General features: G+C 65.5%; 12 protein-coding genes. 1 reads left to right on the forward strand and 11 read right to left on the reverse strand.

All coding sequences use genetic code 11. The features are described 5' to 3' along the window. Nucleotides 1-175: 175 nt before the first annotated feature. The 9 genes from mobA to tkt form a co-directional block, all read right to left on the reverse strand. A complete protein-coding gene (mobA, locus tag NK214_RS13355) occupies nucleotides 176-760 on the reverse strand; it encodes a molybdenum cofactor guanylyltransferase MobA (protein WP_253314734.1) in 585 nt (194 codons plus the stop codon). Beyond that, entirely contained in the window at nucleotides 757-1,215 is a 459-nt protein-coding gene (moaE, locus tag NK214_RS13360; protein WP_107801290.1) for a molybdopterin synthase catalytic subunit MoaE, read from the reverse strand. The genes mobA and moaE overlap by 4 nt, the downstream gene beginning before the upstream one ends. Nucleotides 1,216-1,217: 2 nt before the next feature. Beyond that, nucleotides 1,218-1,469: a molybdopterin converting factor subunit 1 gene (gene moaD, locus NK214_RS13365; RefSeq protein WP_253314735.1), complete on the reverse strand. Its 252-nt coding sequence runs from the start codon at nucleotides 1,467-1,469 to the stop codon at nucleotides 1,218-1,220. A 137-nt stretch (nucleotides 1,470-1,606) separates the two neighbouring features. Then, the gene (gene fba / locus NK214_RS13370) at nucleotides 1,607-2,671 is read right to left on the reverse strand and encodes a class II fructose-bisphosphate aldolase (RefSeq protein WP_107801293.1); all 1,065 of its coding nucleotides are present in this window, start codon (nucleotides 2,669-2,671) and stop codon (nucleotides 1,607-1,609) included. Between the two features lie 86 nt (nucleotides 2,672-2,757). Then, on the reverse strand, nucleotides 2,758-3,387 hold the full coding sequence (locus NK214_RS13375) for a LysE family translocator (protein WP_107801294.1): 630 nt from the start codon (nucleotides 3,385-3,387) through the stop codon (nucleotides 2,758-2,760). Between the two features lie 90 nt (nucleotides 3,388-3,477). Next, nucleotides 3,478-4,653 carry a phosphoglycerate kinase gene (locus NK214_RS13380; RefSeq protein WP_107801295.1) on the reverse strand — a complete coding sequence of 392 codons (1,176 nt, stop codon included), beginning with the start codon at nucleotides 4,651-4,653 and terminating at the stop codon, nucleotides 3,478-3,480. Further along, entirely contained in the window at nucleotides 4,640-5,755 is a 1,116-nt protein-coding gene (locus tag NK214_RS13385; RefSeq protein WP_253314736.1) for a zinc ribbon domain-containing protein, read from the reverse strand. The genes NK214_RS13380 and NK214_RS13385 overlap by 14 nt, the downstream gene beginning before the upstream one ends. 186 nt (nucleotides 5,756-5,941) lie before the next feature. Beyond that, nucleotides 5,942-6,952, reverse strand: coding sequence for a type I glyceraldehyde-3-phosphate dehydrogenase (gene gap / locus NK214_RS13390; protein WP_048408492.1), 1,011 nt, complete (start codon nucleotides 6,950-6,952; stop codon nucleotides 5,942-5,944). Between the two features lie 130 nt (nucleotides 6,953-7,082). Beyond that, the gene (tkt, locus tag NK214_RS13395; RefSeq protein ID WP_253314737.1) at nucleotides 7,083-9,068 is read right to left on the reverse strand and encodes a transketolase; all 1,986 of its coding nucleotides are present in this window, start codon (nucleotides 9,066-9,068) and stop codon (nucleotides 7,083-7,085) included. Between the two features lie 429 nt (nucleotides 9,069-9,497). Here tkt and NK214_RS13400 point away from each other — a divergent pair, with 429 nt between their 5' ends. Beyond that, entirely contained in the window at nucleotides 9,498-10,253 is a 756-nt protein-coding gene (locus tag NK214_RS13400; protein ID WP_227105849.1) for a BPSS1780 family membrane protein, read from the forward strand. A 63-nt stretch (nucleotides 10,254-10,316) separates the two neighbouring features. Here the strand turns inward: NK214_RS13400 and hutH are convergent, their stop codons facing one another. Continuing rightward, nucleotides 10,317-11,846 (reverse strand): histidine ammonia-lyase, encoded by a 1,530-nt coding sequence (hutH, locus tag NK214_RS13405; RefSeq protein WP_107801298.1) that lies wholly within the window; start codon nucleotides 11,844-11,846, stop codon nucleotides 10,317-10,319. Between the two features lie 141 nt (nucleotides 11,847-11,987). Continuing rightward, on the reverse strand, nucleotides 11,988-13,373 hold the full coding sequence (locus NK214_RS13410; RefSeq protein WP_107801299.1) for an amino acid permease: 1,386 nt from the start codon (nucleotides 13,371-13,373) through the stop codon (nucleotides 11,988-11,990). Between the last annotated feature and the right edge of the window lie 150 nt (nucleotides 13,374-13,523).

A 13,523-nucleotide genomic window follows, 5' to 3' on the forward strand; every position in this document is an offset into this window, starting at 1 on the left:
CGCATCCTTGTCTTGTTTGTTGTCGCGCGCGCCGGCGCCGCCGGCCGCGACCGAATGAGGAGACGTCCGTCCACTGCCATGGACCGCGATAGACGCTCCGATCGCGCGCACTATAGCAAAACAAAATGACAAAGAGTTAAAACTTTCGTGATGCGAAACAAATCGCCATGCGGCCTCAGTCGGCGCGCGGCTCCGCCTCCAGCGCCGCCAGCGCGTCCGCGGTGTTGAGATTGGGAAAGAGATGGTCGAAGCCGACTTCGACATGGTTAAGACCGGCCAGCCAACCGCGGATGGAACGGCCGCCGCCGGCCAGATAGGCGGCCAGTCCGGCGCGGAGGCCGGGCCCCAGCGCCAGTAGGCTGGGATGCCAGCCTTCGCGGTCGCGCGCGCTGGCGGCCTGGCGGCCGTTCGCCACTTCCGCCAGCAGCCGGCGCGAGAAATCGGCCGGCAGCCGCACCGCGTCGCAAGGCATCACCAGCCAGACCCCGCCGTCCTCGCGCTCCAAGGCCGCCAGCACCCCGGCCAGCGGCCCCGGATAATCCGGCAGGCTGTCCGGCAGCAGCGGGCAGCCAAAGCCGGCGTACACGTCCAGATTGCGATTGGCCGAGACCCACACCCGTTCGGGCGGCGGCATCTGCGAGGACAAGGCGGACAAGGCATGCGCCAGCAGCGGCCGCCCGGACAATATCGCCAGGCCCTTGTCGACGCCGCCCATGCGCGTGGCGCGGCCGCCGGCCAGAATCAGCGCCTGGTGGCTCATTGCCAGCGTTCCGCCGCCTGGGCGTCGCTGTGTTTGGCCTCCACCCAGCGCTCGCGGCCGTCCGCCAGGATTTCCTTCTTCCAGAACGGCGCGTCCTGCTTCAGATAGTCCATCAGGAATTCCGCGGCGGCGAAGGCGTCGCGGCGGTGGCTGCTGGCCACCGCCACCAGCACGATGGGCTCGCCCAGCGCCAGCCGCCCCACGCGATGGATGACGGTGGCCGCCTGCAGCGGCCAGCGCCGGCGCGCTTCCTCCACGATGGCCTCCAAGGCCTTTTCGGTCATGCCCGGATAATGCTCCAGCTCCAGCGCCGTCACATCGCGGCTGTCGCCGTAATCGCGCACCAGCCCGCTGAAGCTGACCACCGCGCCGCAGGCCGGGTTACCGGACAGCGCGTCGATTTCCACGCCGGCGCTGAAACGCTGTGGCTGCACCCGCACCGTGAACGCGTCCATGCTCATCCTCCGGTCACCGGCGGAAACACCGCCACTTCGTCGCCGTCGCTCAGAACGGCGTCCAGGCGCGCCATCTGCTGGTTCACCGCCACGCGGAACACCCGGTCGGCGGCCAGTTCCCGCGACCAGGCCTCGCCGCGCAGCCGCAACTCCACCAGCAGTTCCTCCACCGTGGCCGCGTCGCTGTCCAAATGTTCGCTCTCCAGGCCGAACTCGTCCCGCAAGCGGGCAAAATACAAAAGATTCAGTTTCATCGCCTGCCTCTGCGCAGTTGAGCGGATACCGCAGTGTAAGCAATCCGCGCCGGGCCTCCAATACGTCAAGGTGGCTAGGCGCCCGCCCGCAAAAAAGCCCGCTCGCGGCGGGCTGATTCAAGAAGAAGAACTTGGCTTTACTTGACGATCTGCGCCAGCTCGCCCTTCAGGTATTTATTGGCCATGGCGTCCAGGTTGATCGCCTTGATCTTGCTGGCCTGACCGGCGGAGCCGAAGGCTTCGTAGCGGGCGATACAGATGTCGCGCATCGCGTCGGTGGACACTTTCAGGTATTTGCGCGGATCGAATTCGGCCGGATGCTGGGCCAGGAAGCGGCGGATGGCGCCGGTGGAGGCCAGGCGCAGGTCGGTGTCGATATTGACCTTGCGCACGCCGTGCTTGATGCCTTCCACGATCTCTTCCACCGGCACGCCGTAGGTTTCGCCCAGATCGCCGCCGAACTCGTTGATGATCTGCAGCCATTCCTGCGGCACGCTGGAGGAGCCGTGCATCACCAGGTGGGTGTTGGGGATGCGGGCGTGGATTTCCTTGATGCGGTCGATGCGCAGCACGTCGCCGGTGGGCTTCTTGCTGAATTTGTAAGCGCCGTGGCTGGTGCCGATGGCGATGGCCAACGCGTCCACGCCGGTGTCCTTGACGAACTGGGCGGCCTCTTCCGGATCGGTCAGCAGCTGGCTGTGGTCCAGCACGCCTTCGGCGCCCACGCCGTCTTCTTCGCCGGCCATGCCGGTTTCCAGGCTGCCCAGGCAGCCGATCTCGCCTTCCACCGACACGCCGCAGGCGTGGGCGAAATTAACCACGGTGCGGGTCACGTCCACGTTGTAGGCGTAATCGGCCGGGGTCTTGCCGTCGCTTTTCAGCGAGCCGTCCATCATCACCGAGGAGAAGCCGAGCTGGATAGAACGCTGGCACACGTCCGGGCTGGTGCCGTGGTCCTGGTGCATCACCACCGGGATGTGCGGAAACTCTTCCACCGCGGCCAGGATCATGTGGCGCAGGAAGGGCGCGCCGGCGTATTTGCGCGCGCCGGCGGAGGCCTGCACGATCACCGGGGCGTTCACCTTGTCGGCGGCCTCCATGATGGCGCGCATCTGCTCCAAGTTGTTGACGTTGAAGGCCGGCAGGCCGTAGCCGAATTCCGCTGCGTGGTCCAGCAGCTGACGCATGGAAACGAGAGCCATGGTGTTCAATCTCCGCAAACTGCTCCGCCGGGGCGGAGCATGGTTGGCGCCCGGACCGCGCGGCGGCCCGAGGCGAATTCATCAATTCAGTGTCTGGACACGCCGGACAACAACAGGCCGGCGCCGACGAAAGCGCCGCCGGACACTTTGTTGACCAGCTTGAGGCGCCGCGCGCTGTTCAGCCAGCCGGCCAAACGCGCGCCGCCGCCGGCGTAAGCCAGCTGCCAGGACGCCTCGATCACGTAAAACGTCGCCGCCAGGATCGCCAACTGCGGCCCCTGCGGCTGCTGCGCGTTCATGAACTGCGGGAACAGCGCGGTAAAAAAGATAAAGGCCTTGGGATTGCTCATCGCCACCAGAAAGCCGGTGCGGAACATGCCCCAGGGCGTGTGCTTGCCGGCCGCCGCCTCGCGGATTTCCTCCACCGGCTGCGGCTGGCTGCGCCAGGTCTTGATCCCCAGATAGATCAAATACGCGGCGCCGGCGTATTTTACCAAGGAAAACAGCAGTTCGGAGGTGGCCAGCACCGCGCCCAGTCCGGCGGCGGAGCCGAACATGATCAAACCCAGCGCCGTCATCAGGCCAAGACAAGTCATCAGCGTGCGCCGCACCCCGTAGTGAATGCCGTGGGTCATCGCCAGCAGCATATTGGGGCCGGGCGTGGCCGAGACGAAAAACACAGTGGTGACGAACAGCAACCAGGTATTGAGCGACATGGATATCTCCGGCGGGTGGGCCATCAGAATGAAACGGCGGCGAATACGCCAGTGTAACGCAAGCCATTCATCCCGATAGCCTTTTTCCCCTCAGCCCGCGCGCTCGGCCAGGATGGCCACCGCCGGCAACTCCTTGCCTTCCAGGAACTCCAGGAAGGCGCCGCCGCCGGTGGAGATGTAGCTGATGTCGTCGGTGATGCCGTACTTGGCGATGGCGGCCAGGGTGTCGCCGCCGCCGGCGATGGAGAAGGCCGGCGAAGCCGCGATGGCCTGGGCCAGGGTCTTGGTGCCGCCGCCGAACTGCTCGAACTCGAACACGCCCACCGGACCGTTCCACACCACGGTGCCGGCCTGGGCGATGATGGCGGCCAGCGCCTGCGCGGAATCCGGGCCGATGTCCAGAATCATGTCGTCGGCCTCCACCTCCGCCGCGCTCTTGGTCACGGCGGCGGCGGTTTCGGCGAACTCCTTGGCGCAGACCACGTCAGCCGGCAACGGCACATCGCCGCCGCGGGCGCGAATCTTGGCGATCACTTTTTTGGCTTCGTCGACCAGCTCGGCTTCGGCCAGCGATTTGCCTATGGCCTTGCCCTCGGCCAGCAAGAAGGTGTTGGCGATACCGCCGCCCACGATCAACTGGTCCACCTTGTCGGCCAGCGATTCCAGAATGGTCAACTTGGTGGACACCTTGGAGCCGGCGACAATGGCCACCAGCGGCCGCGCCGGCGCTTGCAAGGCCTTGCCCAGCGCTTCCAGCTCGGCGGAGAGCAGCACGCCGGCGCAGGCGGCCGGCGCGAACTGGGCCACCGCGTGGGTGGAGGCTTCGGCGCGGTGGGCGGTGCCGAAAGCGTCGTTGACGAACACGTCGCACAAGGCGGCGTAGGCGCGGCCCAGGTCGGCGTTGTTCTTTTTCTCGCCCTTGTTCAGGCGTACGTTTTCCAGCATCGCCACTTCGCCGGGCGCCACGCTGAGGCCGGACTGCCAGTCCGCCACCAGGCGCACCGGCCGGCCCAGCAGGCCGGACAGGCGCTCCACCACCGGCGCCAGGCTGTCTTCCGGCTTGGGCTCGCCCTCGGTGGGGCGGCCCAGATGGGTCATCAGGATCACGCCGGCGCCGGCTTTCAGGCACAGCTCGATGGACGGCAGGCTGGCGCGGATGCGGGTGTCGTCGCCGATAACGCCGTTTTTCACCGGCACGTTCATGTCCACGCGGATCAGCACGCGCTTGCCGGCCAGGGCCTGTTCGGAAAGTTTATTGAATTTCATCGTTCGCTCGCTCGGGTTTGGATTCGCTTGTCGATTGATTCATCGGCGCAGGCTCCGGCTTGGCGCCGGGGCGGCCGCATTTTTTGCAGTACGGAAAAAAGGCGAAATTGCGCGCGCCGCAGTCGCAGCCGCGGAACAGCTGCAGGCCGCAATGCACGCAGTAATCGGCGTCGTCGCCGGCAATATTGTATTGATGGTCGCAGGACGGGCAAGTTTTCTTCTGGTAGGCGCCCAAGGCCTGGGCGTAGGCCACGTGGCGCGCGCGCTCGCTCTGGCTTTGCTGCAGCTCGGCGCGCTTTTTCTCGGCGTAGCGCTGGAAGGCCTGAATCATGCGCAGGCCGGCGAACACCGTCAGCGCGATGCCGACGGCCAGCCGCACATAGCCGCCGAAATTGGGCAGATAGGGCAGCAGTTCGACGAAGAAGGCGAACAGCGCGAACAGGCCGAAGCCGTAAACGAAGAACCAGTAGCGATGCGTCCGATAGCGGCTGAACAGCCATACCGCCAGCAAGAGCAGCGGCAAGATCACCGCCAGCCGCAGCAGGAAGACTTTCAACTCGAAACGCTGGTAGGCCTGCTGGTAACGGTCCTGGGCGACGGCATCCACCCGGGCGATCTCTTCTTGCAGCGTTTGCCGGCTCCGCTCCAGCGCGCGCAGGCCGTCGCTCGCCCGGTCTTCCTTCTGCTGCCATTGCAGGATTTGCGCCTGCAGGTCGTCCAGTTCCCGGGTGCGGCGGCTGACTTCGGCGCTTTGCCGCGGATCGGCGCTGGCGGCGCGGCTGGCCAGCCAGTTGGCCAGGCCCTTGCGCTGAGTCTGGTAATTGCGCTCCAGCTGCTCGCGGGTGGCGCCGAGGTTTTCCAGCTGGGCGCGCTGCGCGTCGTTCTGGCGCTGCAAGACCTGCTGCCGCTGCCGCAGCGGCTCGATGCCGGCCTGCCGCTGCAGCGTTTCCAGCTGCGGCGGGCCGCCGTCCGGCACGTAGAACAGATCGCGGATCACCAGCTCGCCCAGATTGGACAGAAAGCCCGCGAACACCAAAGCCACCAGCCAGGAGGCCAGCCGGACCCATTTTTCCGGGCGGGACAATGCTTGGTTCTGTCGCATGCTGCTCTCCTGTGACGGCGGTTCAGCGGGGGGCGATATCGGCGATCGCCCGGCAAGTGTATGCCAAAAAAACGGCCCTACCTTAACACCAATCAAATGCCGGTGGATGTAGCGCCCGCGCTAGCGGACGCAAAAAATCCGGGCCGGCAACGCATGCCGGCCCGGATTTCCTGGATCACTTCGTCGTCAGCAAGCGAACATCGCGCGCGCGGTGCGCAGCATCTGGCAGCTGAAACCCCATTCATTGTCGTACCAGGCCAGCACTTTCACCATATTGCCGCCGGTCACCTTGGTCAGCGTGGAGTCGAAGGTGGAGGCTTCTTCGGTGTGGTTGAAGTCGCCGGACACCAGCGGCAGGGTGTTGTAGCCCAGGATGCCCTTCATCGCGCCGTTGGACGCTTCCTTCAGGATGTCGTTGACCTCGTCCTTGGTGGTGTCGCGCGCGGCGCTGAACGTCAGGTCCACCAGCGACACGTTGATGGTGGGCACGCGCACCGAGAAACCGTCCAGCTTGCCCTTCAGTTCCGGCAGCACCAGGCCCACGGCCTTGGCCGCGCCGGTCTTGGTCGGAATCATATTGTCGGTGGCGGAGCGGGCGCGGCGCAGGTCCTTGTGCTTGACGTCGGTCAGCACCTGGTCGTTGGTGAAGGCGTGAATGGTGGTCATCAGGCCTTTCTTGATGCCGATGGCCTGGTGCAGCGCCTTGGCCACCGGGGCCAGGCAGTTGGTGGTGCAGCTGGCGTTGGACACCACGGTCATTTCCGGCTTCAGCACGTCGTGATTGACGCCGTAAACGATGGTGGCGTCGACATCGTCGCCGCCCGGCGCGGAAATCAGCACCTTCTTGGCGCCGGCGTCCAGGTGGGCCTGGCATTTTTCCTTGCTGGTGAAGGCGCCGGTGCATTCCAGCACCAGATCCACGTCCAGCGCTTTCCACGGCAGTTCCGCCGGATTGCGGGTGCTGAAGAACGGGATTTTGTCGCCGTTCAGGATCAGGTGGGCGTCGTCCTGCTCGACCTCGCCGGGGAAACGGCCGTGCACGGTGTCGAACTTGGTCAGGTGGGCATTGATGTTGAGATCGCCGGTGGCGTTGACGGCCACTACTTTGAAATCGTCATGCAGCTGGTTTTCGTAGATGGCGCGCAGTACCTGGCGGCCGATGCGGCCGTAACCATTGATGGCGATGCGGATAGTCATGCTTCTAAATCTCCTGGGGACGATCCGGAGCGCCCGGTTTCCCGGCCGGCGCTCCGCGTGTTGTGTAGTGCGTCCACTACATGAAACGGCGAACAAAAGGCCATTGCTTTCGCAATGGCCTGTCTTTACATCACAGCAGCGCTTTGGTCTTGGCCACTACATTGTCGACGGTGAAGCCGAAGGCCTGGAACAGCTGCGGGGCCGGGGCGGATTCGCCGAAGTGGTCGATGCCGACCACATCGCCGTCCAGGCCCACGTATTTGCGCCAGAAGTCCGGATGGCCGGCTTCGATCGCCAGCCGCGGCAGGCCCGCCGGCAGCACGCTGTCGCGCCAGGTCTTGTCCTGGCGGTCGAACACATTGGTGCACGGCATGGACACCACGCGCACGGCGACGCCTTCCGCCGCCAGCGCGTCCTGCGCCTTCAGCGCCAGTTCCACTTCGGAACCGGTGGCGATCAGCACCGCGCGGGCGCCGGCGGCGTCGCGCAGCACATAGCCGCCCTTCTGGATCGCGGCCAGCTGCGCCGCGTCGCGGGCGACGAAGGGCAGGTTCTGGCGGCTCAGCACCATGCTGCTCGGCGTGGTCTTCTGCTCGACGGCGTGCGCCCAGGCCGCCGCGGTTTCGGCGGTGTCGCACGGACGCCAGGTGTGGTGGTTGGGGATGTAGCGCAGCGTGGCCACTTGCTCCACCGGCTGGTGGGTGGGGCCGTCTTCGCCCAGGCCGATGGAATCGTGGGTGAACACGAAGATCGGATTGATCTTCATCAGCGAAGCCATGCGCAAGGCGTTGCGCGCGTATTCGCTGAACATCAGGAAGGTGCCGCCGTACGGACGCAGGCCGCCGTGCAGGGTCATGCCGTTCATGATGGCGGCCATGCCGAACTCACGCACGCCGTAGCTGATGTAGTTGCCCTGGCCGTCGCGGTCAATCCACTTGGAGCCGGACCAGTTGGTCAGGTTGGAGCCGGTCAGGTCGGCGGAACCGCCGACGAATTCCGGCAGCGCCGGCGACAGCGCTTCCAGCGCGATCTGGCTGGCCTTGCGGGTGGCCACGGTCTGGGCGGCGTCGGCGATCTTGGCCAGCGCGGCGGCCTTGGTCTCTTCCCAGCCGGACGGCAATTCGCCGCTCATGCGGCGGCTGAATTCGGCGGCCAGTTCCGGGAAGGCGGCGCGGTAGGCGTCGAAGCGCTTGTTCCATTCGATCTCGGCCAGCGCGCCCTTGTCGCGCGCGCTCCACTCGGCGTAGATCTCGGCCGGGATCTCGAACGGCGCGTGCGGCCAGTTCAGGCCTTCGCGCGCGGCGGCGATTTCGGCCGCGCCCAGCGGTGCGCCGTGGCAATCGTGGCTGCCTTGCTTGGTGGGCGCGCCAAAACCAATGGTGGTCTTGCAGCAGATCAGCGTCGGACGCGCGCTTTCCTTTTGCGCGGTGGCGATGGCGGTGGCCACTTCCACCGGATCGTGGCCGTTGACGTTCTTGATCACCTGCCAGCCGTAGGCTTCGAAGCGGGCCGGGGTGTCGTCGGTGAACCAGCCTTCCACATGACCGTCGATGGAGATGCCGTTGTCGTCCCAGAAGGCGATCAGCTTGTTGAGCCCCCAGGTGCCGGCCAGCGAGCACGCTTCGTGGCTGATGCCCTCCATCAGGCAGCCGTCGCCCAGGAAAGCGTAAGTGTGGTGGTCTACGATCTGATGGCCGTCGCGGTTGAACTGCGCCGCCAGCATTTTCTCGGCCAGCGCCATGCCCACCGCGTTGGTGATGCCCTGGCCCAGCGGGCCGGTGGTGGTTTCAATGCCGGGAGCGTAGCCGTATTCGGGATGGCCGGGAGTCTTAGAGTGAAGCTGACGGAACTGCTTGAGGTCTTCGATGGAGAGGTCGTAACCGGTGAGGTGCAACAGGCTGTAGATCAACATGGAACCGTGACCGTTGGACAGCACGAAGCGGTCGCGGTCTGGCCAGTTGGGGTTGGCCGGGTTGTGTTTCAGGTGATCGCGCCACAATACTTCCGCGATGTCTGCCATCCCCATCGGGGCGCCGGGGTGACCGGATTTGGCTTTTTCAACGGCATCCATGGACAGGAAACGGATGGCGTTGGCAAGCTCGGTACGGGTGACCATTTCGGGAAAACCTCAAGACTTGTGTGGAAACCGGGACGACGGCCGCGCCATCCGAACATGCCTCCGGCATGGACCAACCGTCGCAAAATCATGGAATTATCGCCGATTTTCACCATTGGCGGCAACCGCCCCGCCGCGCGGAATACCGCTGCGGCATGAAGGGGCATGAAAAATAGCCGGATGCGGCCGTTTTGCAAGATAATGCCCAGGCCGGCATAAAATGCATTTTGAATCAAAAGCCTGCGAGCGACTCCGCGCCGGGTTCCGCCGATGACGAATGGGCAGAATGCGCGACAGACGCGCCGGCAGGGAAACCCGCGACGCAAATCGCTGTCAGTCTGGCTCTGTCTTTAGCCGCGAAAAAAAACGAACCGGCCGACGCGGCCAAGCGCCGCCGGCTCGATCGCCACAACCTTTTTGGAGATTTCGATGCAATCATTCGATGCCCTACCCGCTCCGCGCAAAGTCGCTTTCGGACGCGGCTGGCGCTGGATCGTGGAGGCCTTTTACATCGTCCGCCAGCAGCCGCTGACCTGGGTCCTGCTGGCGCTGGCCTATCTGGTGATCAATTTCATCGTCAACATGATCCCCTTGCTGGGCGGCCCGCTGTCCTTCTTCCTGGCGCCGGTATTCGCCGCCGGCTTCATCCTGGCGGCGAAGAAATGCGAGCAGGGCTCGGAGCTGGAACTGGGCGATCTGTTCGCCGGTTTCAAGACCGCGCTGCGGCCGCTGATCAATGTGGGCATGCTCTACCTGGCCATCCTGATCGTCATTGGCGTGGTGCTGGGCCTGTTGATGGGCGCGATGGGCGTGAGCGTGGCCAAGAGCGATCCCAACGCGATCCCGGTGATCGCCGGCCCCATCGCGCTGTTCGCCTTCATCGGCGGCGTGGCCATCTTCCTGGTCAGCCTGGCTTACTGGTTCGCGCCGGCGCTGGTGACGCTGAACCAGGCCGGCCCGTGGCAAGCGATCCGCACCAGCTTGCAAGCCGGCCTCGCCAACTGGGGCGCGGTGCTGGTCAGCGGCCTGATGCTGGCGGTGCTGGCCTTCATCGCGATGATTCCGCTGGGTCTGGGCCTCTTGCTGTGGTTCCCGGTGCTGTACGTGACCGCCTACACCGGCTGGAAGGATATCTTCGGCCAATCCGCGGCGCCGGCGCGGCCGGACGAGCCGGTGGTGTTCTAAAGCGCCGTTGAATAAGAAAAGCCCGCCTTCTGGCGGGCTTTTTTTTTGCGGCTGCGGCGGCGCTTACAGCGAGGGCAGCAGGCCGGCTTCGACGAAGCGGTTGTAAGAGCCGCTGGCCACCAGCGCGGCGGCTTTCTCGATGTCCGGCGCGAAGTAGCGGTCCTTGTCGTAGAAGCTCACCTGTTCGCGCAGCTCGGCCTTGGCCGCTTCCAGCTTGGCCGAGGTCTTGTGCGGCGCGCGGAAGTCCACGCCCTGGCAGGCCGCCAGCAATTCTACCGCCAGGATGCCGGCGGTGTTGCCGGCCATGTCGCGCAGACGGCGGCCGGCGAAAGTGGCCATGGACACGTGGTCTTCCTGGTTGGCCGAGGTGGGCAGGCTGTCCACCGAGGCCGGGTGCGCCAGCGATTTGTTTTCCGAAGCCAGGGCCGCGCCGGTGACCTGGGCGATCATGAAGCCGGAGTTGACCCCGCCGTTGTTGACCAGGAAGGGCGGCAGCTTGGACAGATTGCTGTCGATCAGCAGCGCCATCCGGCGCTCGGACAGCGAGCCGATTTCGGCCAGGGCCAAGGCCAGGTTGTCGGCGGCGAAGGCCACCGGCTCGGCGTGGAAATTGCCGCCGGACAGGATGTCGTTGTCGGCGGCGAACACCAGCGGGTTGTCGGACACCGAGTTGGCCTCCACCGTCAGCACCGCGGCGGCCTGGCGGATCTGGGTCAGGCAGGCGCCCATCACTTGCGGCTGGCAGCGCAGCGAATACGGGTCCTGCACCTTGCCGCAGTTCTCGTGCGAGCCCTCGATCTCGCTATGCTCCAGCAGATCGCGGTAGATGCGGGCGGCGTCGATCTGGCCGGCGTGGCCGCGCACCGCGTGGATGCGCTCGTCGAACGGGGTGCGGCTGCCCAGCGCGGCTTCCACCGACAGCGCGCCGGCCACCGAAGCCGAGGCGTACAGGTCTTCCGCGGCGAACAGGCCTTCCAGCGCGAAGGCGGTGGACGCCTGAGTGCCGTTCAGCAAGGCCAAGCCTTCCTTGGGCGCCAGGGTGATGGGTTCCAGGCCGGCGGAGCGCATCGCCACCGCGCCCGGCACGCGGGTGCCGTTGACGAAGGCTTCGCCCTCGCCGATCAGCACCGCGCTCATATGCGACAGCGGCGCCAGATCGCCGGACGCGCCCACCGAGCCCTTCTGCGGGATCACCGGGTAGATGCGCTGGTTGAACAGGGTGATCAGCGCCTCGATCACCAGCCGGCGGATGCCGGAAAAACCGCGCGCCAGCGAGTTGATCTTCAAGGCCATCACCAGGCGCACCGTGGATTCGTCCATCGGCGCGCCGATGCCGGCGGCGTGCGACAGTACGATGGAGCGCTGCAACAGCTCCAGCTCTTCCGGCGCGATGCGGGTATTGGCCAACAGGCCGAAACCGGTGTTGATGCCGTAGGCGGTGCGGCCTTCGGACAGCACCCGCGCCACGGTGGCGGCGGAGGCGTCGATGCCGGCGTGGCTGGACGGGTCCAGATGCAGTTGCAGATCGGTTTCACGTGAAACGCGGCGCAGCTCGGCCAGGCTGAGCGTGCCGGGAACGATATTCAATACCATCTTGAGATTCTCCTTCTAAAGCGTTTGCAGCGCCGCTTGCCGCGGTGAGCGCTGGTCTTGTGTTATCGCGCCCTGCCGACAAGCGGCTTGAATGTTCCGGCGAGCCCGCGCCCGCCGGACAGAAAACCTTGCGCCGCGCCTTTAGGCGGCGTCGCGCCGAGCCTCCGCCTCCGCGCCGGGCGCCAGCACCCGGCTCCACAGGAAGTGGCCGGCCACCACCAGCGCCACCCAAGCGGCGCCCACCAGCAGCGCGGAGCGGGTATCCTCGAAGTAACCGAGCACGCCGATCACGAACAGCATGAACCCTATCGCCGCCAGCGGCGCGTACGGCCAGAACGGCACCGGGAATTTCAGCTCCGCCGCCTGCTCCTTGCTCATCTGACGACGCATCGCCACCTGAGACAGCAGAATCATCAGCCATACCCACACCGTGGCGAAGGTGGCGATGGAGGCGATCAGCAGGAACACGTCCTTGGGCATCAGGTAGTTGAGCACCACGCCCAGCAGCAAGGCGGCGGCCATGACCAGCACCGTCATCCACGGCACGCCGTTGGCCGACAGCTTGGCGAAGCTTTGCGGCGCCTGGCCCTGACGCGCCATGCCGTACAACATGCGGCCGGCGCCGAAGATGTCGCTGTTGATCGCCGAAATCGCCGCCGAGATCACCACCGCGTTCAGAATGTGGGCGGCGGCGGGAATGCCCAGGCTTTCGAAAATCTGCACAAAGGGGCTGCCCTGGCTGCCGATCTTCGGCCACGGGAAGATGGACATCAGCACGGTCAGCGTCAGCACGTAGAACAACAGGATGCGCACCGGCACCGCGTTGATCGCGCGCGGGATGGTGCGCTGCGGGTCCTGAGCCTCGCCGGCGGAAATGCCGATGATCTCGATGCCGCCGAAGGCGAACATCACCACCGCCAGCGAGGCGATCACCCCGCCCCAGCCATTGGGCATGAAGCCTCCGTGCGACCATAAATTATGCAGGCCGCTGGCCTCGGCGCTGCCGAAGCCGAACAGGATGATGGCCACGCCGCCTATGATCATCGCGATAATGGCCCCCACCTTGACGATAGACAGCCAGAACTCCATCTCGCCGAACACCTTGACGCTGCACAGGTTCAAGGCGCCGATGAAGAAGATGATGCTCAGCACCCAGACCCAGCGGTCCACTTCCGGAAACCACAAACTCATATAGATGCCGAAGGCGGTCACGTCGGCCAGGCAGACGATGATCATCTCGAAAGCGTAGGTCCAGCCGGTGATTACCCCGGCCAAGGGGCCCAGATAGCTGGTGGCGTAATGGCCGAAGGAACCGGCCACCGGATTGTGCACCGCCATTTCGCCCAGCGCGCGCATCACCATGTAAACGGCGGCGCCGCCGATCAAATAGGCCAGCAATACCGCCGGACCGGCCATCTGTATCGCCGCCGCCGAACCGTAGAACAAGCCGGTGCCGATGGCCGACCCCAGCGCCATGAAACGGATGTGACGGGCGGACAGGCCGCGCGTCAGTGTTTGTGTTTGCATCTCTCTCCTCCTGGGCATGGCTGCGCTTGCCGACCGAACGCGGATGCGCCCGCTACGCCGCATCCCGCGGCCCGGCATGTTTCGTTGAGCAACCCAGCGCCGGCAAACTGTAGAGCCAGCGTGGGCGGATCACAAGACCAAGACGCGGAA

Source organism: Chromobacterium sp. S0633 (genome assembly GCF_024158805.1).
GTDB lineage: Bacteria > Pseudomonadota > Gammaproteobacteria > Burkholderiales > Chromobacteriaceae > Chromobacterium.